This window comes from Streptomyces caelestis, from assembly GCF_001279005.1.
GTDB classification, from domain to species: domain Bacteria; phylum Actinomycetota; class Actinomycetes; order Streptomycetales; family Streptomycetaceae; genus Streptomyces; species Streptomyces heliomycini.
Genome location: NZ_LGCN01000120.1, coordinates 61732 through 80653 on the forward strand (window position 1 = coordinate 61732; position 18922 = coordinate 80653).

The 18922-nt window shown below is 73.2% G+C and carries 12 protein-coding genes and 2 pseudogenes; 5 read left to right on the top strand and 9 right to left on the bottom strand.

Going from position 1 to position 18922, the window contains the following annotated elements; translation table 11 throughout:
* Nucleotides 1-2: 2 nt before the first annotated feature.
* Nucleotides 3-1481, bottom strand: a complete 1479-nt coding sequence (locus ADK41_RS12155) for a sugar transferase (RefSeq protein ID WP_030824213.1) — start codon at nucleotides 1479-1481, stop codon at nucleotides 3-5.
* A 783-nt stretch (nucleotides 1482-2264) separates the two neighbouring features.
* Here ADK41_RS12155 and ADK41_RS12160 point away from each other — a divergent pair.
* Nucleotides 2265-2714: a nuclear transport factor 2 family protein gene (locus ADK41_RS12160; RefSeq protein WP_030824216.1), complete on the top strand. Its 450-nt coding sequence runs from the start codon at nucleotides 2265-2267 to the stop codon at nucleotides 2712-2714.
* A 52-nt stretch (nucleotides 2715-2766) separates the two neighbouring features.
* Nucleotides 2767-3153, top strand: a pseudogene (locus tag ADK41_RS44225) (beta family protein); the annotation flags it as partial.
* A gap of 45 nt (nucleotides 3154-3198) precedes the next feature.
* On the opposite strand, the gene ADK41_RS12165 reads toward ADK41_RS44225, so the two are convergent.
* From ADK41_RS12165 to ADK41_RS12175, 3 genes are read right to left on the bottom strand one after another with little or no spacing between them, the layout of a single operon-like run.
* Nucleotides 3199-3888 carry a DUF5701 family protein gene (locus ADK41_RS12165; protein WP_051843118.1) on the bottom strand — a complete coding sequence of 230 codons (690 nt, stop codon included), beginning with the start codon at nucleotides 3886-3888 and terminating at the stop codon, nucleotides 3199-3201.
* A 14-nt stretch (nucleotides 3889-3902) separates the two neighbouring features.
* Nucleotides 3903-4817: a Vgb family protein gene (locus tag ADK41_RS12170; RefSeq protein ID WP_030824222.1), complete on the bottom strand. Its 915-nt coding sequence runs from the start codon at nucleotides 4815-4817 to the stop codon at nucleotides 3903-3905.
* Complete coding sequence (locus ADK41_RS12175; protein ID WP_063756507.1) at nucleotides 4814-5452, bottom strand: CatB-related O-acetyltransferase; 639 nt, start codon at nucleotides 5450-5452, stop codon at nucleotides 4814-4816. The genes ADK41_RS12170 and ADK41_RS12175 overlap by 4 nt, the downstream gene beginning before the upstream one ends.
* A gap of 530 nt (nucleotides 5453-5982) precedes the next feature.
* Between ADK41_RS12175 and ADK41_RS12180 the strand changes: the two genes are divergently transcribed.
* On the top strand, nucleotides 5983-8703 hold the full coding sequence (locus ADK41_RS12180) for an ATP-binding protein (protein ID WP_030824229.1): 2721 nt from the start codon (nucleotides 5983-5985) through the stop codon (nucleotides 8701-8703).
* A gap of 421 nt (nucleotides 8704-9124) precedes the next feature.
* Entirely contained in the window at nucleotides 9125-10561 is a 1437-nt protein-coding gene (locus tag ADK41_RS12185; RefSeq protein ID WP_037803915.1) for a Cys-Gln thioester bond-forming surface protein, read from the top strand.
* 718 nt (nucleotides 10562-11279) lie between these two features.
* On the opposite strand, the pseudogene ADK41_RS40740 reads toward ADK41_RS12185, so the two are convergent.
* Nucleotides 11280-12059: pseudogene (locus ADK41_RS40740) on the bottom strand (helix-turn-helix domain-containing protein); the annotation flags it as partial.
* Between the two features lie 336 nt (nucleotides 12060-12395).
* Between ADK41_RS40740 and ADK41_RS12195 the strand changes: the two are divergent.
* Nucleotides 12396-13799 carry a glycoside hydrolase family 43 protein gene (locus ADK41_RS12195; protein WP_030824238.1) on the top strand — a complete coding sequence of 468 codons (1404 nt, stop codon included), beginning with the start codon at nucleotides 12396-12398 and terminating at the stop codon, nucleotides 13797-13799.
* Nucleotides 13800-13823: 24 nt separating this feature from the next.
* Here the strand turns inward: ADK41_RS12195 and ADK41_RS12200 are convergent, their stop codons facing one another.
* The 4 genes from ADK41_RS12200 to ADK41_RS12215 all read right to left on the bottom strand — a co-directional run bounded on the left by ADK41_RS12200 (nucleotide 13824) and on the right by ADK41_RS12215 (nucleotide 18920).
* Nucleotides 13824-15431, bottom strand: a complete 1608-nt coding sequence (locus ADK41_RS12200) for an ABC transporter ATP-binding protein (protein ID WP_051843119.1) — start codon at nucleotides 15429-15431, stop codon at nucleotides 13824-13826.
* 128 nt (nucleotides 15432-15559) lie between these two features.
* Entirely contained in the window at nucleotides 15560-16390 is an 831-nt protein-coding gene (locus ADK41_RS12205) for an ABC transporter permease (protein WP_030824243.1), read from the bottom strand.
* Nucleotides 16387-17340 (bottom strand): ABC transporter permease, encoded by a 954-nt coding sequence (locus ADK41_RS12210; protein WP_030824246.1) that lies wholly within the window; start codon nucleotides 17338-17340, stop codon nucleotides 16387-16389. Before ADK41_RS12210 ends, ADK41_RS12205 begins: the two co-directional genes overlap by 4 nt.
* Nucleotides 17337-18920 carry an ABC transporter substrate-binding protein gene (locus tag ADK41_RS12215; RefSeq protein ID WP_030824248.1) on the bottom strand — a complete coding sequence of 528 codons (1584 nt, stop codon included), beginning with the start codon at nucleotides 18918-18920 and terminating at the stop codon, nucleotides 17337-17339. The genes ADK41_RS12210 and ADK41_RS12215 overlap by 4 nt, the downstream gene beginning before the upstream one ends.
* Nucleotides 18921-18922 lie beyond the last annotated feature (2 nt).

The window sequence follows — 18922 nt, forward strand, 5'->3', positions numbered from 1 at the left end:
CATCAGTAGGCCCCCTGGCCGTAGAACACCGCGCGCAGCGTCTTCCACAAGATCACTGTGTCGAGGGCGAGCGACCAGTCCTCCACGTACCGCAGGTCCAGCCGGACCGCCTCCTCCCACGACAGGTCGCTGCGTCCGCTGATCTGCCACAGGCCGGTGAGTCCGGGCTTGACCAGCAGCCGCCGCCGGATGTCCGGGCCGTAGGCGGCGCACTCCTCCGGTAACGGAGGCCGCGGCCCGACGAGCGACATCGATCCGGCGAGCACGTTGAAGAGCTGCGGGAGCTCGTCGATCGAGTACCGGCGCAGCACCGCTCCCACCCGGGTCACCCGCGGATCCCGGCGGAGCTTGAACAGCAGGCCGGCGCCCTCGTTGCGGTCGGCCAGCTCGGCCCGGATCCGGTCGGCCCCGGCGACCATGGTGCGGAACTTGAGGATGGTGAACTCGCGGCCGTCCTTGCCGACCCTGCGCTGGCGGTAGAACGCCCCGCCCCGGCTGGTCGCCAGCACGAGCAGCCCGACGCCCGCCATCAGCGGCGCGAACAGCACCAGCAGGAGCGCCGCGCCCAACCGGTCGACGACCCCTTTGACCACCCGGCGGCCCCCGGTGAAGGCCGGCATGCTGACCCGCAGCAGCGGGATCCCGAGCACCGCGTCGATGTGCAGCCGCGGCCCGGCCACCTCCATCAGCACGGGGGCCACGACCATGTCGGCGTCGCTGCCCTCGAGGTTCCAGGCCAGCCGTTGCAACCGGTCCGGCGACCAGTGCGGGTCCGGGGTGACCGCGACGACGCGGTAGCCGTCGCGGCGGACGTGGCCGGCGACGTCCGTCAGCCGGCCGACGACCGGCACGCCGTCCAGCTGGTCACCGTCGGGCCCGAGACCGTCCGGAGTGCACACCGCGTCCACCCGCCAGCCGAGGTGCGGGAACTTGCGGGTCCGGGTGATCAGGTCGCGCACCGTGTCCGGGCTCCCGGCGGCGAGCACCGGTCTCAGACACCATCCGTCCTTCCGCTGCTTGTGCAGCCGGAGGCGGAGCAGGTACCGCGTGGTCATGGTGACGAGCGCGATCGCGGGAACCGCGACGAAGATCCAGAGTTTGATGTTGCGCGAGGTCAGGGCGATTCCGCCGAGCGCCAGGACGACGGTCGCCGCGAACAGCGAACGTCCGAGCCTGCGGAACTCCTCGGCTCCCTGGCCGAGAACCGCCGGAGCCCACGACCGGCTCACCGCGAGCGCCCCCAGCACCAGCAACCAGGTGCCGAACGCGAGGATCCCCCACTTCTCGTGCCAGTTGGCCGCGTCCCGGGCCCCGAAGAAATTGCCGATCGCCGCCACCACGCACGCCGTGGTCACGGCATCGCCGGTGATCACGGTACGGCGGTACCGCTGTTCCCAGTCGGTCGCGGGCCTGCTGATCGCCCCGTTCGCCAGACGCCCGCGCGCTGACGGAAACGGGCTGAGTAATCCCCCTTGCCGCACAGAACCCCCCAGGTCCCCAGTGGTTCGACGTGTTCCCCTGACACCGTTTCTCCCCCCGGGAGGCCCCCTCCCCCCCCGCGCCCCGCCCTTCCTCCCCCACAGGAGGCCCCCGCCTCCCGCACATGCCCTTCCGGCTGTTTCAGAACTGGCCGGACGACCCACCCCGGCAGCAGTGGACGCGTATGTCCCGCCGGGCTCTCGAGGTGGGTGGGAACCCGGCGGACCCCCGGGCGCTCCCCGCACCCAAGACCCCTCCCGGGCTCCAGGAATCGATCACCCCCGCGTCCGGCGCGGAAGACGTGACCGCCGGCTCTCCCCCACACCGGACCTAAAGATCATTATTGGTCGCCCCGTGTCCGAACGGCTGAAGCAAGGTCAATCTAGACCATCGGGGGCCGGTGTGTAGAGAGTACGTGTGTGATTTGTGGTCAACCTTTGAGAGCGGGCGCGCCGGTCGGTGAGCGCCCACGGAGTTCCTGACGCCACCGTGTGCTCCGGCAACCCCTCCGGCCCCGGGCGAGGCCTCCGCGCGGCACGCCGTCCGCGCCACCGGCAAGGCGGTTCGCGCCGTCACCGGGCCCGTACGGCCCGGTGGCGGCGTCCACCCGGATCCGTGGCGCCCCGGCTGCCGGGACCCACGGCCGGGACGCCCCGACGCCCCCATCCGCCCAGGGGCACGTCACCGGCGCCGGCCCCTGGGTCTGGTGGGGAAGTGCCGGCCCGCGGCACGACGATGTCCGATCGCCGCCGGTGAGATCCTGCCGCGGTGCGCATGCTGGCGGCATGACGATGTCATCCACCACTGATTCGGCGACGGTGCTCGCCGGTATGTACGCGGCCGAGGCGGAGTACCTGGCGGCAGGAGGTCCCGGCGAGGCTCCGTTCGGCCTGCTCGCCCCCTTCTTCGCACCGGACGTCGAGCTGCACCAGGCGGACGCCCTGCCCTACGGAGGCGTCTGGCGCGGACACGACGGTATGAGGCGGTTCTTCCTCGCCATGAGGGAGACGTGGGAGTCGTTCGACATGGTGGAGCAGGAGTTCCTCGCCACCGGTGAGACCGCGGTCGTGCTCACGCGGGTCCGTGCGCGCGCCCGGGCGACCGGCCGTGAACTCGGGTTCCCGATCATGCAGACGATCACGGTCAAGAGCGGGCGGATCACCGAGGTCCGTCCGTTCTACTGGGACACGCGGGCCGTCGCCGACGCCTGCGCCGTGCCGACGCCCGGAGGCTGAGGCCGACGGTGGAACCCGCCGGTCACCGCCGGTCACCGCCGCTCGCCGGGCGCTGTCGCCCGAGGCGCCGCGCACGGACCGGGACGCCTGGCACGAGATCCGGCACGCCGACCGTCCCCACGTCTCCCGGCTGCGCTACGGCGACCACGGCATCCACCCCGCGACCTACGTCACCCGGCCGTCGGCGTCAGGCAGCGGCGGCTCGCCGTGGGGCGTCCTCCGCTGCACGACCGCCCGCTCCCACCACCTCGTCAAGGCGCCCTACGGCAGGCAGTACGACGACGCGAACCGGGATGCCGCCAGGATCCTCACCGGCCTCGCCGACTTCCGGGGAGCGGCGGCGAGCGCGGGGGAGGAGTGGCTGTGCGGCCGGGGCCGGGGCGTCGGGACCCGGGCAACCACTCCACCTGGAACAGGGCTGGGAACATCCAGTACATGGCGTTCGTGGCCCGTGGTTCCGGCCGGTGAGAGGAGCGTGCCCGCGCTAGCGCTCCGCGACGGCGCGGCGGGAGCCGGCCGACGCCATGCCGAGCCACGTGTGCGGGTTGCCTTCCCAGCACCAACCCAGTTTGGGGGCGTGCCGACTGATCCAGATCGCCGGGACGCGGCGGTCGCCGGAGCGTGAACCGCCCAGGGAGAAGCACTTGTTCTTGACCAGGACCTCGGGGAAGTGGGTGATCAGCGCGACCCCCTCCTCGATGGTGAGCGGGGTGCGTCCCCTGGCGGCGATGGTGTCCAGGGCGTCCTTGGGTACGACACCGCAGAACTCCTCCCCGCGCTCGACGTCGAACAGCAGGTAGGCGCGCGGATCGGGGAGGCCGGTCTCCTCGACGGCGGCGAACCGCTCGAGGGCGCCGGGTTCGAAGGACCGGTCGACGAAGCCGGGCTCGGCTCTTCCGCGGAGCGTGGTGCGCGCCATCGTGTGCTCGATCGGGGCGACTTCCCGGGTGACCACGAGCAGGAAGGGGACGCGGCCGGTGTCCGGTGCCCACGTGCCGTCCGCGGTGTCGACGGCGAGGTCGCGCAGGGGTGCGACCAAGGCGGTGAACTGGTCCGGGGTCAGGCCGGCCGCCGTCGGCCAGTCCCGTTCGACGAGGTTGCGGACCTGCCGGTCGAACTCGGCGCCGGGGGCGGGGGAGCCGGGCCGGCTCCTCGCGGTTCCCGGCCGGGGGATCGTGTGGTCGGACGTCACGGGTGAGGTTCCCTCCCGGGGCGGGGCAACGGCTTCGGGGCGAGGCGGGCGAGGGCGCCGGTCTCCAGCGCCGTCCACACGGCGCCGTCGGGGCCCAGGGTGATGCCGTGCGGCTCCGAGCCGGACGTGGGCAGGTCGTGCACCTCGATCACGCCCTCGACGGTGATCGAGCCGACGCGGTTGCCGCCCCACTCCGTGAACCACAGGGCGCCGTCGGCGCCCGGAGCGATGGCGTGCGGCCGGCCGGCGCGGTCGGGCAGCGGGAACTCCCTGATCCCGCCCTCGGTGGTGATACGGCCGATGAGACCGGCGGCGATCGCGACGTACCAGAGGGCGCCGTCGGGGCCGGGGGCGATGCCGACCGGTGCGGAGCCCGCGGTGGGCAGTGGATGGACGGTGACCGTGCCGTCGGCGGTGATCCGGCCGATCGCGTCGGCCTGGTTCATGGTGAACCACATCCCCCCGTCCGGTCCCGCGGTGATCGCGGACGGGAACGCGCCGGTGGCCGGGAGCGGGAACTCGGTGACCGCACCGCCGGTGGTGATGCGACCGATGCGGTCGGCGGCGGTCTCGGTGAACCACAGCGCCCCGTCGGGGCCCGCCGCGATGCCGAAAGGCCCGCAGTCAGGAGTGGGCAACGGGAACTCCGCGACGGTGCCGTCGGTGGTGATCCGGCCGATGCGGTGGGCCCGGTACTCGGTGAACCACAGGGCGCCGTCCGGCCCGCTGGTGATGATCGTCGGCCCGCAGTCCGGGTCCAGCCGGTGGTTCACCGGTTCGGCGCCGGGCACCATCCGGCCGATCCCACCGCTGTGGACCAGCGTGTACCACAGCGCCCCGTCCGGACCGGTGGTGATCGCGTACGGTCCGCCGCCGGCCACGGGGTGTTCCTCGATCGACACGTCCGTCATGCGGTCCCCGGTCCGTGGTCGGCGGCGATGCGGGCGATGTCGGCCGGGGTGCCGGCCATGATGGTGCGGGCGTGCTCCGTGACCAGCTCCACCGGCCAGTCCCACCAGGCGGCCCGCAGGAGCCGGTCGACGTCGGCGTCGTCGAACCGCTGCCGGATCGGGCGGGCCGGGTTGCCGCCGACGATCGTGTACGGCGGGACGTCCGCGGTGACGACCGCCCCGGCGGCGACGATGGCGCCGTCGCCGATGCGCACGCCGGGCATGACGGTGGCCCCGTGGCCGAACCAGACGTCGTTGCCGACCACGGTGTCGCCCCGGCTCGGCATGCCGGTGACGATGTCGAGGGTCCGCTCGGCCCACTCGCCGCCGAACATGGTGAACGGGAAGGTGGACACGCCCATCGTCGGGTGTTCGGCACCGGCCATCAGGAACCGGGTGCCCATGGCGATGGCGCAGTACTTGCCGATGACGAGCCGCTCCGGGCCGTAGGCGTAGAGCACGTTGCGGTGCTCGAAGCCGGTGGCGCCTTCCGGGTCGTCGTAGTAGGTGTACTCGCCCACGACGATCTTCGGTGAGTCGACCAGCGGTTTGAGGAACACCACCCGGTCGTGTGCCGGCAGCGGGTGGAGGGTCATGGGATCAGGTGTCAACTTCCGGCTCCTGGTGCAATGGTGTCCGTGAGGACGGGGTCGGGGAATCCGTGGACGCGGCGCGGGCGGGCCCGTCCGGTGACCATGACGGCGAGTCCGGCGATCACCGCGGGGCCGCCGGCCGCCGGCCGGCGCCGGTTCCCGGGCGGGGCGTGCCACGTCGTGGTGACCGTCGGCCTTCCCGGCCGGCCGGCACCCCGGGCCGGGGAACTGCCGCCGGGCCGTGGCCACCACGTCGTCGATGGCGTCGCGGCCCTCGGCCGCCACGATCGGATCGGCGCAGCCCGCGTCATCGGTCCAGAGCCCGTCGGCCATCGCCCGGCGCCCGGCCGGGTCGCGCTCGTTCCCACTCGCCGGGTACCGCCCGGCCGGCTCGTCGGAGCCGGACATGATCGATCCCCTTCCGCCGACGTGCTCCCTCCCCACCACGTTACGGCCGGGCACGGGGAGCCGAATCCGTCACGCCCCCGGTCATCCGGTCCGGGAACTCCGGTCGGTTTAAGTACCCTCACCAGGTGTTGCACGGACGTAGTGACGAGATATCAGTCATCGACCGCCTGCTGGCGGACTGCCGGACCGGTCGCAGCGGTTGCCTGCTCATCACCGGGGAGCCGGGCATGGGCAAGACCGCGCTGCTGGAGTACGCGGCGTCGGCGGCCGACGGCTTACGGGTCGTGCGCGGGACCGCGATCGAGTCCGAGGCCCACCTGCCGTTCGCCGGCCTGCACCTGCTGCTGCGACCCGCCCTCGACCGGGCCGGCGCCCTCCCGGAGCCACAGGCGCGCGCCCTGCGCGGGGCCTTCGGCCTCGCCCCGGCCGAACCGGGCGACCGCATGCTCGTCGGCCTCGCCGTCCTCTCCCTCCTCGCCGAGTTCGCCGACGGCGGGCCCGTCCTGTGCCTCGTCGACGACGCGCAGTGGCTGGACCGGGCGTCCGCCGAGGCCCTGCTGTTCGCCGCGCGGCGGCTCGACGCCGAGGGCACGGCGCTGATCATCACCGCCCGGGCCGGCTTCGACGTCCCCGGACTCGCCCACCTGCCGCTGACGGGGCTCGACGCGCCCGCCGCCGCCGGCCTCCTGGCCGAGCACGCCGCCACGCTGTCCCCCGCCGACCGGTACCGGATACTGGCCGAAGCACAGGGCAACCCGCTCGCCCTCCTCGAACTGCCGGTCGCTCTCGCCGCCGGCCGGCCGGTCGCCGGCCAGGCCCTGCCCATGACCGACACGGTCCGGGCGGCCTTCCTCGACCGGGTACGACGGCTGCCCGAGCCGAGCAGGCACCTGCTGCTCGTCGCGGCCGCCGAGGACACCGGCGACCGGGACGTCGTCCTGCGCGCGGCCGCCGCCTTCGGCTGCCGCCCCACGGACCTGGTGCCCGCGGAAACGGCGGGGCTGCTCCGGATGGACAACCGCACCGTGCGCTTCCGTCACCCTCTCGTGCGGTCGGCCGTCTACCAGGCGGCGCCGGTCAGTCTCCGCCTCGTGGTGCACACGGCCCTCGCCGAAGCCCTTCACCGGCCGGAGGACGCCGACCGGCGCGCCTGGCACCGCGCCGTGGTGGCCACCGGCCCCGACGAGCAGGTGGCCGCGGGACTGGAGGGCACCGCCCGGCGGGCCACCGAGCGCAGCGGGTACGCCGCCGCGGCGGCGGCCTACGAACGGGCCGCGGAGCTGACGGAGCCCGGCACGGACCGGGCCCGCCGCCTCGTGCTGGCCGCGGAGGCGATCGCCGAGGAAGGCGACATCGACCGCATGGTGGAGCTCGCCCGGCGCGCCGCGGCGAGTACCGACGACCCGTCCCTGACCGTGCGCGCCATGCGGGTCCGGGCCGCCGCGGCGTTCCACCACGGCATGCTCCGCACGGCCCGCGGACTGCTGACCGAGGCGGCCGAGCCGACCCGGACCGGCGACCCGGCACTGGCCGCCCACCTGATGCTCGACGCGGTGCACGCCGCCTGGTACCTCGGGAAGGACGAGATCGCGGACACCGCGGACCGGCTGGACGCCCTGCCGTTGCCGCCCGACGACCCGCTCACCCACGTGGCCCGCCTGCTGACCCGGGTGGTGCGGTCCGCGATCGGACAGGGGGACCGGGACCCCGAGACCCTCGCACGACGCGTCGCGGCCGCCGAACGGACCGGATTCGGCGGCCCGCACGACACGATCCTGGTCGGAGCCACCAGCCTTCAGGCCGCCGGCCGGGACACCGAGGCACACCGGGTGGCCGGCGAGCTCCTCGCCCAGTGCCGGGACCGCGGATGGATCGGCCGGACGCCGCCCGTGCTGGCGTGTGTGGCCAGGGCGTCGACCTTCCTCGGCCGTCACACCGACGCCTGGGACGAGGCGACCGAGGCGCTGCACATCGCCCAGGAGCTCGGCCACCGGCAGTGGACCGCCGAGATCAGCGGCGTCCTTGCCCACCTGGCCGCGGTCGCGGGCGACGAGCGGCGCTGTCACGCCTTCGCCGACGACGCGCTCGCCGCGCCGGAACCCGGCGCGGTCCCGCCCGGCATGTCCTGGGCACACTGGGCACTGGCCCTGCTCGACCTCGGCCACGCCCGATGGGAGTCCGCCCGCACCCGCCTGGCCGCCCTGCACACCGGGCCGGTGAGCCATCAGCTTCCCGGCCTGCGCAGCATCCCCGACCTGGTCGAGGCGGCGGTGCGGCTCGGCCGGCCGGCCGACGCCCACGAACCGCTCGCACGGCTCACGGCCTGGGCGCACGACGCCGCGCAGCCGTGGATCGACGCGCACGTCCAACGCTGCCGCGCGCTGCTCGCGCCGGACGCGGACGCCGCGGAGCTGTACCGGGCCGCCCTGCGGCTGCACCCCGACGACCGGCCGTTCGAACGCGCGCGGACCGCCCTCCTCCACGGCGAGTGGCTGCGCCGCACGCGCCGCAGGTCCGAGGCCAGGACCCAACTCCGCGACGCGTTCGAGACCTTCCGGAGGCTCGGCGCCACGCCCTGGGCGGAGCGGGCCCGCGCCGAACTCGACGCGACCGGCGAAACCGCACCCGGTCCCGGGGCCGCGGGCGGAGCGCTGTCCGTGCTCACCGCGCAGGAACGGAAGATCATCCGGCTGGCCGCACGCGGCCTGTCCAACCGGGACATCGCCGCGCAGCTGTTCCTCAGCCCGCGCACCGTCGGGTACCACCTCTACAAGGCGTTCCCCAAGCTCGGCGTCACCGCGCGCACCGAACTCGCCGCCCTCGCGCTCACCGACGCCGCGCCGTGACGCCACCGTGTGACCCCGGCCCGCCCCGGACCCGGCGTCCGCCTCCCCGGCCGCCGTGACCGCCTCCCGGTCGATCGCCCAACGACCGCCTCCGGAAAGGCACATGAGGGCGAGAGCGCATACCGGTGGTCGTCCTCTGCCGGAGAGCAGGTGTGCGGGCTTCCCGGATGGATTGTGAAGACTGGATGGATGGGGACACTCCGGTCGCGGGAAGTAACGGTTCCGATTCGGAACGGGCGTGCGGCGTCGGGAACGAAGATCCGGAACGCTTCCGTCCCTAGGATCTCCGTGTGCTTGTACAGCACTTGAGACGACTGGCGTGACTCTTCCACCACGCATCACGTGTGAACACATCTCGCGTGGCCCGTCGCGGGTCCCGCCGGAGGGGAAATCCGTGTTTGCTCTACATTCCGCGTCCGCCATGACCGGGCGACGCACCACCGCACGACGTGCCGCCGCAGGGGCGGCCACGGCCGGCCTGCTGACCATGGGCCTGCTCGCCGGTGCGGGCAACGCCGCCGCCGACGAGGGCGACGTCCACCACCAGGGGGGTGCGGTCGCCACGCTCGACGGCCTGAAGACGTACGACTCGGCACGTCTGGACGTCGGCGACGGCAAGACCAAGAACATCGCCGCCGGCCTGTTCGAGATGAGCGTCGAGGGCAGCGGCCGTCTGCAGTCGTACTGCATCGACATCCACAACCCGACCCAGAACAAGGCGACGTACCTGGAGACCCCCTGGGCCCAGACCTCGCTCGGCGCCAACGAGAACGCCGGCAAGATCCTCTGGATCCTGCAGAACTCGTACCCGCAGGTCGACGACCTGACGGCGCTCTCCCAGAAGTCGGGCGCCGAAGGGCTGACCGCCAAGACCGCGGCGGCCGGCACCCAGGTGGCCATCTGGCGCTTCTCGGACGGGGCGAAGGTCGAGGCCCGCGACGCGCAGGCCGAGAAGCTCGCCGACTGGCTCGAGGGCCAAGCCCAGAACCTCCAGGAGCCGAAGACCTCCCTGACGCTGGAGCCCAACGCGGTCTCCGGCAAGGCCGGCGGCAGGCTCGGCCCGGTGACCGTGCGCACGGACGCCGGTCAGGTCTCCGTCGCCGCGTCCGCCGATGCCGCCGGGGCCGGCGTCAAGGTGACCGACAAGGACGGCAAGGCCCTCACGTCCGCCGGGGACGGCAGCGAGCTGTACTTCGACGTTCCCGAGGGGACGGCCGACGGCGCGGCCTCGCTGACGGTCAAGGCGACCACCGAGATCCCGGTCGGCCGCGCGTTCGCGAGCCCCAGCAAGAGCCAGACGCAGATCCTCGCCGGCTCCAGCGAGTCCACCGTCACGGCCGACGCGACCGCGAACTGGGCCACCAAGGGCGCCATCCCCTCGGTGACGGCGGAGAAGAACTGCGCCGAGGGCGGCGTCGACGTCACGGCGAGCAACGAGGGCGACGCCCCGTTCACCTTCGAACTCGCCGGCGCCGAGCACACGGTCGAGCCGGGCGGGACCAAGACGGTGACCGTCCCGGTCGACGAGGACGCGGCGTACGACTTCACCGTCGAGGGCCCGAACGGCTTCTCGGAGCGTTTCCAGGGCGTCCTGGACTGCAAGACCCAGGGCACCCCGGCCCCGGGGACCGACACACCGGGCACCGGGACGCCGGGCACCGACGGGGACACCCCGTCCTCGGCCCCGAGCACGGCCGGCGGCTCCTCCGAGGAGGCGACCGGCGGCGAGGGCGACCTCGCGAACACCGGCGGTTCCAGCGCCACGCCGGTGATCGCGGGCATCGCGGTGGCCCTCGTGGCCGCGGGCGGCGCGGCGATGTTCTTCCTGCGCAGGAAGAAGGCGGCCACCGGGGAGTGACCGGCCGCTGATCCGGCGGACGGGCCCGGCACACGCATCGCGTGCGCCGGGCCCGTCCGTCATGGAGACCCGTGCGGACCGCACGGCCCGCATCTCCGGGTGCGACGGGTCGCGGAGCCACGTACGCGGCGTCGCGTCACTCCGCAGGCGTCCCGGCGGCTGTCTCGGATCGGGTACGCCGTGTGAATCCGGCCGTCGCGGATGACGTCTTCGACGACACCGGTCCCCCGCCGGCTGCCGTGCACGCCCACGGCGCTCGTGGACTCCCGAGGTGAGCCACGGCCGAGTGACACGCGGCGACGACGCTTCCGATCGACGACGGTGGGAAGAGTCCGGTCCCGCGGAGTTGACGCATCTGGCCGAGCAGCGGCCGGAGAAGCTGTACGAAGCCGCGGAGTGGTTGTGCCGGAAGGCGTCCGGTGGAAGGTCCGGCGGGGCCTCGGTGACGCGGACCGTCGGGCGGATCGCCGAGGCCCTCGCCGACACGCGCTCGCGGGACTGTGCCGTGTACGCCGTGGACATCGTGAGCCGGCTGCTGCCCCTGGAGGCAGCGGCCCGTGGGGAAGGCGACCGGCTGCGGCGTTCGGTGGCCGCGAGGCTGGTGAAGGCGCAGCATCCGCGAAACCTCGAGCCCTTGTTCGAGGAACTGCCGGACGACATCCACGATCCGGCGGCCGAGACGCGGGCCTGTCTCCTCGGGGAACTCGCGCTGATCGGTTCGCTGGAGCATGATGCTGACCTCCTTCGGGTCCGGGACCAGCATCCCGCCGCGCTGTCCCTCCGCGTAGCCGAACCACTTGTTGTCCGGCGACTCCAGAAGCATCAACGGCCCGTCGAAACCGGCGTGGTCCGGCTGGTGGCGCGGCATGATCTGCAACTCGACGTTGAACTGGGACGACCGTTCCAGGAGGCTGTCGAGCAGCTCTCGCGTCACGTCCGGGCCTCCGGTGCCACGCTCGAGCAGTGCCTGCTCGATGATGAAGCTGAACGTGATCGGTGGTCTGCGGTCGAACAGTCGATGGCGTTCCAGCCGGGCCGTTACCTGCTCGGTCACCTGTTCCTCGTCCTTCACCGGCGGGACGCTCTCCGTCACCGCCCGCGCGTAGCGTTCCGTCTGCAGCAGGCCGGGTACCACCCGGCACTCGTACGTCCACAGGGTCACCGCCTGCGTCTCCAGCCGTGCCCACTGCCGGAACCAACTCGCCAGCCCCGCCTGCCGGGACAGATGCGGTGCGGTCCTCCGCAGCGCGCCGGTGTTGCCGGTCGCCTCTTCCGCACGCTCCACGAAGCCCCGGTCCGGCATCCGGCGGCCCAGCTCCACCGAGGCCACCGTGTGCTTCGAGAAGCAGACCAGGGCGGCGAACTCCTCCCGGCTGAGGTCCGCGTGTTCCCGCAGGGCCTGGACGAACGCGCCGAAGGTGCGCAGGCTGTCCGAGGTCCCGGGTTCGCCGCAACTCCCCGCGCCCGCCCCGCCGTCCGTGTTCTCATGAGCCACCATCGGCCACCTCCCGCGCATGTGCCACGTTCCCGCCGCTTCTGACCGGTCGTCATCGTCACACTGAGTGACACGCACCGTCCACCGAAAGTGCTCGTACACTGACTCTGCGTACGCGTACTCTCGTCGACGGGCGATCGGGAATCGCTGCCGAGCCGAGCGCGTGGCGCCGATGTCGCGCCGTTCGCCGTTCCCGCGGAAAGCGTTGACGCGCCGCCGGTCGAGCCCTACCTTCTGACCGGTTCCCCGAACTTTGTTCGCCATATCGAACAAGAGGGGGCTGTTCCGTCTGTCACGTCCGCTCTGTTCGCGCACCCGCCCCACACATTTGGAGAGCCGATGAGCGCACGCCCCCGTAGCCAGGCCATGCCGTCCCGCAGACTGTTCCTCGGCGCCGCAGCGGCCACGACGGCGGCCCTGGCCGCCGATCTGTCCCTGGGCGCCCCACCCGCCCGTGCCGCCGACTCCGCCTACGTCATGGGCTACTTCACGGAGTCGCCGAACGGCCTCGGCACCGACTACGGCCTCCACCTGGCCGTCAGCACCGACTCCCTCAACTGGACGCCGCTGAACCAGAACAACCCCGTCGTCACCCCCACCGCGGGCGCCGGCGGCCTGCGCGACCCGTTCATCATGCGCAAGCGCGACGGCGGATTCGTGGTGCTGGCCACGGACCTCAAGGGCACCGACTGGGGTTACAACAGCCAGACCATCCACGTGTGGGACTCCGCCGACCTGCGCAGCTTCACCCACTACCGCCGCCCCCACCTGCACGACATGGTCACCCACAGCTGGGCCCCCGAGGCCTTCTGGGACGCGAGCCGCGGCCAGTACGCGATCGTCTACTCGTCGGTGAACAACAGCGGTCACAGCGTCCTGATGGTCAACTACACCAGCGACTTCACGACCGTCTCCGCACCTCAGGTGTTCTTCGACCCCGGCTACGACATCATCGACGGCGACATGGCCGTCGGCGTGAACGGTGTCAACTACCTCTACTTCAAGAGCAGCAGAACCGGCGGCCTGGTCGGCGCCCGTTCCACCTCACTGAACCCGGGCAGCTTCACGCCGTTCAGCACGTCGGTCGCCCACGGCGGCACCGAGGCGCCGACGCTCGTGAAGTCCCTGACCTCGAACACCTGGTACCTGTGGGGCGACACCTACACCCCCAACGGCGTCTTCTACGCCTGGCGGACCACCGACCTCGCGGCCGGCACCTGGACTCCGGTCGACCAGAAGCTCTACACCCACCCGGTCAACGCCAAGCACTGCACCATCGCCCCGATCACCACCGCCGAGTACACCAACCTGCTGGCCCGCTGGGGCGCCCCCGCCTGGAACCGGCTCAAGTCCTACAACCACCCGGCCCGTTACGTGCGCCACGCCGACTACCTGGCACGGATCGACACCTACCCCTTCGACCCGTACACCGACTCGCAGTGGAAGACGGTCCCCGGGCTGGCCGACTCCTCCGGAGTCTCCTTCCAGTCGGTCAACCACCCCACCCGCTACCTGCGGCACTACGACTACCAGGTCCGTCTCGACGTCAACGACGGCACCGCCGTCTTCGCCCAGGACGCCACCTTCCACCGGGTCGCGGGCCTCGCCGACGCCTCCTGGTCCTCCTTCCGCTCCCACAACCACCCCACCCGTTACATCCGGCACTCCGACTACGCCCTGCGCGTCGACCCGATCACCACCGCCACGGACCGGGCCGACGCCACCTTCTCGGTGGGGCACTGATCGCACGGCGAGCGGGCACGTGCGTCATGTGACCGTCCCCGCCGTCAGGCGGGTCGTCGTGCGCACGAGGGACGCGGTGAAGGGGTGGGCCGGGGTGGTCAGAACCACCTCGGCCGGGCCCTGTTCGACGAGTTCACCGGCGTCCAGTACGGCGATGCGGTGGGCCAGGGCGGCCGTGTCCAGGTCGTGGGTGATCAGGACGAGGGACAGCTGGTCGCGGTCGCGGACCAGCGCGGTGAGCACGTCGAGGATGCCCCGGCGGGTGAGCGTGTCGAGACCGGAGGTGATCTCGTCGCAGACGAGGACGCGGGGGCGGGCGAGCAGGGCGCGGGCGAGGGCGGCGCGCTGGAGTTCGCCGCCGGAGAGCCGGCCGGGGTGCCGGTGGGCCAGCTCCTCCGGAAGCCCGAGACCGGCCAGGGTGGTCAGCGCCTCCCGGGTCGCCGTGTCCTCGTCGGTGCCGCGCAGGCGTACGGCGGTGCGGGCGACCTGCCGTACGACGGGGCGGTGCTCGTCGAAGGCGGCGTGCGCGTCCTGGAAGACGTACTGTACGGCCGCGAGTTGGGTGGGGCTGCGGTCGCGCAGGCTTCGCGGCAGCGGTGTGCCGTCCAGGAGTACCTCGCCGTCGTGGTCCCGGTGGAGGCCGGCGACGCAGCGGGCCAGGGTGGTCTTGCCGCTGCCGGACCGGCCGACGACGGCGAGCGACCGGCCCGGGTACAGGTCGAGTTCGGGGACGCGCAGCACCACGGTGGCGCCGCGGGCGCCGTCGCGGTGCCGGGCGGTGAGTCCGCGCACCCGCAGGACGGGCTGTCCGGCGTCGCCGGCCGGAGCGCCGGGCGGCGGTGACTCCGTGCGGTCGTCGAGCGGTTCGCGCCCCCGTGGTACCGGCGGCCCGGTGGCCGGCTCCTCCGGGCCCGTCGACTCCGTACGTCCGTGCAGCAGTTCGCGGGTCCATGCGTGCCGGGGCGAGGTCCGGACCCGTCGGGCCGGGCCCGACTCGACGACCCGGCCCGCCCGCAGCACCACCACCTCGTCGGCGAGGGCGCGCACCACGTCCAGGTCGTGGCTGAGCAGCACGACGGCGATGCCGCGGGCCGCGACGGCCCTGAACCGCTCGACGATACGGCTCTTGGTCAGGGCGTCCTGGCCCGTGGTGGGCTCGTCGGCGACGACGACGCGCGCGCCCAGCAGCAACGCCTGAGCGAGGACGACGCGTTGCTGCTGGCCGCCGGAGAGCTGGTGCGGATAGCGCCGCAGCAGGTCTTCCCCGTCGGGGAGTTGTGCCTCCGCCAGGGCGCGCAGGACGCGGTCGCGGGCCGCCGCCCGGCGCTGCCGCACCGGCAGCCGGCGCACCTGGGCGCGGGCGATGTCGGTCAGCAGCGCGGAGACCCGGCGGGCGGGGTTGAGGGCCGCCGCCGGATGCTGGGGGACGTAGCCGACGCGGCCGCCGTCCGCCACCCGTACGTCGCCGGTGACGTGGGCACCCGCCGGGTACTCGCCGAGCAGGGCGAGGCCGGTGGTGGTCTTGCCGCTGCCGGACGCGCCGATCAGCGCCGTGACCCTGCCGGGCCGGGCCCGCAGGCTCACCCCGTCGACGATCGCCCGACCGTCGACGACGACGCGCAGGCCACGGATCTCGGCGACGGGACCCCCGCCGGTGTCCGCGTCGGCAGGCGCGCCGACATTCCGGTCGGTGTCCGCGTCGGCGTGCACGCCGACACTTCTGCCGGCATCCACGTCGGCGCCCTTCTCGTCCTCGTGCTTCACGGGCGTGTTCCCTTCTCCGTCCGGCGCGGGCCCCGACGCCCGCCCTGGTCCAGCGCGGCGTCGAAGAGGAGGTTCGTCCCCGTCGTCAGCGCGACGATCAGCACGGCGGGGACGACCACGGCCCACGGCTGGACGAACAGTCCCGTTCGGTTGCGGTCGACCATGACCGCCCAGTCGGCGGCGTCGGGCGCCACGCCGACCCCGAGGAACGCGGCCGTGGCGACCAGGTAGAGCACGCCGGTCAGCCGGGTGCCGGCGTCGGCGGCCAGGGTGCGCAGCATGGAGCGGCCGACGTAGCCGAAGGCCGTCCGCCACCACGTCTCGCCCTGCATGCGCAGCGCCTCGACCGCGGGCCGGGCGGCGGCCTCCGCCGCGGCGGCGCGCACCAGCCGGGCGGCGTCGGGCACGTTGGCCAGGGCGACCAGCAGGGCGAGACCGACGGCGCCCGGCGAGAACACCGTCGCGGCCAGCAGGATCAGCAGCAGCGACGGGACGGCGAGCAGCACGTCCAGGGGCCGCATCAGCAGCTCCTCCAGCAGGCGGTGCCGGGTGAGCGCGCTGAGCAGACCGACCGGGAGGGCGACCAGGTAGGCCAGGGCGGTCGCGGCGAGCGCGGTCAGCACCACCGGCCGCCCGCCGTGCAGCACCTGGCGCCAGACGTCCCGCCCCACGAAGTCGGTGCCGAGCCAGTGGCCGTCGCCCAGTGTGAAGGACGCGGCCCGCGCCCCCGGTTCACCCGCGAACACCGGCCCGAGCAGGGCGAGTACGAGCGGTACGGCGACGATCGTGAGGCCGAGCGCGAAGCGGCCCGTACGCGGACTCCTCACGCGGCCACCCCCGCCCGGGGTGCGAGGCGGTGGGCGATCAGGTCGGCGCCCAGGTTCAGTACGACGGTCAGGACGCCGAACACCACCGCCAGCCCCTGGACGACGGGCACGTCGCGTTCGGCGACGGCGCCCAGCAGAACCGTGCCGAGTCCGGGGATCACGTACAGGGCCTCCACGACGACGACCCCGCACAGCAGCCAGTCGACGGTGCGGGCGAGCTGCTGAGCGGCGGGGGCCAGGGCGTTCGGCAGCGCGTGGGTGTACCGGACACGGGCGCCGGACACGCCGTAGCGGCGGGCCTGCGCCACGTACGGGGAGGCGAGCGCGTCGATCATGCCCGCGCGCACCAGCCGCACCAGCGAGCACACCGGCCGCGACAGCAGCACCAGCACGGGCAGGACCAGCGCGGCCGGATGGGCGAGCAGGTCGGCGCCGTAGCCGACGGCGGTCGGCGGCAGCCAGCCGAGCCGCAGCGCGAACACGGTCACCAGCAGCACACCGAGGGCGAACTCGGGGACGGCGTACACGGCGAGCGTCACGGAGCTGATCAGCCGGTCCACCGGCCGGCCCGCGTGACGGGCGGCCAGCACCCCGAGCCCGAACCCGGCCGGTACGAGCAGCGCCACGGTCAGCACGGCCAGCAGCAGGGTGGGGCCGAAGCCGTCGGCGAGGTACCGGCTCACCGGACGGCCGGAGACCAGCGAGGTGCCGAGGTCGCCGTGGAGCAGCCCCGCCGCCCAGTCGGCCAGCCGCTCCCACGCCGGCCGGTCGAGCTCCATCGCCTCCCGGATGGCCGCGATGCGGGCCGGGTCGGGCTGGTCCCCGGCGAGGGCGACCGCGGCGTCGCCCGGCAGCGCCTCGGTGAGCGCGAAGACCAGCAGCACCACGGCCACGGTCTGCAGCGCGCCGAGGAGCAGCCGCCGGGCGACGAAGGAGCGCAGTCCGCTCACGCGAGCCACACCGTGTCGAAGCGCGCCCAGTCGAGCGTGTTGGCGGGCGCCTCCGCATCGACGCCCTTGACACCGCGTGCGGTTCCGATGATCCAGTCGGCGAACCCCCAGATGAGGAAGCCGCCCTCGCCGTACAGGCGGCGCTGCATGCGCTCGTAGACGGCGGCGCGTTCCGTCTTGTCGCGGGTGGACTGGGCCTGCTGGTACAGCGCGTCGAAGTCCTTGTGCCGCCACTTGGTGGCGTTGGTGGTGGAGTCGGTCAGCAGCCGCTGGGAGATGTGCGCCTCGATGGGCATGGCGCCGGAGCGGTAGCAGCACAGGGAGCCGTTGTCGAGGATGTCGCTCCAGTAGGAGTCCTTGCTGCCCATCCGCACCTCGACGGTGACTCCGGCCTTCTTCGCCTGGTCGCGGAAGATGCCGGCGGCCTCGGTGAACCCGGCGGCGACGGCGGAGGTGTCCAGGGTGACCTTCAGGCCCTCGGCGCCGGCCTGCTTCAGCAGCGCACGCGCCTTGCCGAGGTCCTGCTCCCGTTGGGGCAGGCCGTCGGCGTAGTACTCGTAGCCCTTGCCGAACAGGTCGTTGCCGACCTCGCCCGCGCCGGACAGCGCGCCGTCGACGAGTTCCCGGCGGTCGGCGATCAGGAAGAACGCCTGGCGCACCCGCTCGTCGTCGAAGGGCGGCCGGTCGGTCTTCATGCAGAACGCCTGCATGGCGCTGCCCCGCAGCCGCACGATCTCGATCCGCCCCTGGTCCTCGTGGGCGCGGGCGGTGGTGGGGTTGAGTTCGTGAGCGTACTCGACCTGCCCGCCGAGCAGCGCGTTGACCCGGGCCGACTCCTCGTTCGCCACGACGAACTCGATCTCGTCGAGGTGCGGGGCGCCCTCCCAGTAGTCGTCGTAGCGGCGGAAGACCGCCGAGCGGCCGGGCGCGAACGACACGAAGCGGAACGGACCGGAGCCGACCGGCTCCTTGTCGAACCCGGTGGCGTTCTCGGGCACGATGTACGCGCCGAACGCGGCCAGGACGTTGGGGAATTCGGCCGTGGGCCGCTTGAGCACGAACTCGATGACGCGTTCGCCGGTGGCGCGGCTGGCGTCGAGGTCGATGGGCTCCAGGGACGCCTTGGCGCGGAACGCCTGCTTCGGGTCGGCGATACGGCGGTAGCTGTAGAGGACGTCCTGCGCGGTGACCGGGCTGCCGTCGTGGAAGGTGGCCTCACGCAGGGTGACCCGCCAGCGGTCCAGCGTCTTGTTGGATTCCCACTTCGCGGCGAGGCGGGGCTGTGCGGACAGGTCGGCGCCGTAGTCGGCGAGCTTGTCGAACAGGGCCTTGGCGCGGGCGACGTCGGCGAACAGGTTGGCGAGGTGCGGGTCGAGGGTCTCGCTCGCGCCACCGCCCGCGAACGCGGCGCGCAGCCGGCCGCCCTTCTTCGGCGAGCCGTCGCCCGCACCGTCGTCGGAGTCGGAACCGGAACCGCCGCCGCAACCGGTGAGGGTGAGCGCGCCGAGCCCGGTCGCGGCGAGGAAGCCGCGGCGGCGCAGGGCCGGGAAGGGGAGGGAGCGGGTCGAATCGTCGTGCATGT

Coding starts and splice junctions, on each gene's coding strand:
- ADK41_RS12160 (WP_030824216.1), top strand. CDS start 2,265: ATGACGATGTCATCCACCACTGATTCGGCGACGGTGCTCGCCGGTATG.
- ADK41_RS12175 (WP_063756507.1), bottom strand. CDS start 5,452: ATGACCCTCCACCCGCTGCCGGCACACGACCGGGTGGTGTTCCTCAAA.
- ADK41_RS12185 (WP_037803915.1), top strand. CDS start 9,125: ATGACCGGGCGACGCACCACCGCACGACGTGCCGCCGCAGGGGCGGCC.
- ADK41_RS12215 (WP_030824248.1), bottom strand. CDS start 18,920: ATGCACGACGATTCGACCCGCTCCCTCCCCTTCCCGGCCCTGCGCCGC.
- ADK41_RS12195 (WP_030824238.1), top strand. CDS start 12,396: ATGAGCGCACGCCCCCGTAGCCAGGCCATGCCGTCCCGCAGACTGTTC.
- ADK41_RS12170 (WP_030824222.1), bottom strand. CDS start 4,817: ATGACGGACGTGTCGATCGAGGAACACCCCGTGGCCGGCGGCGGACCG.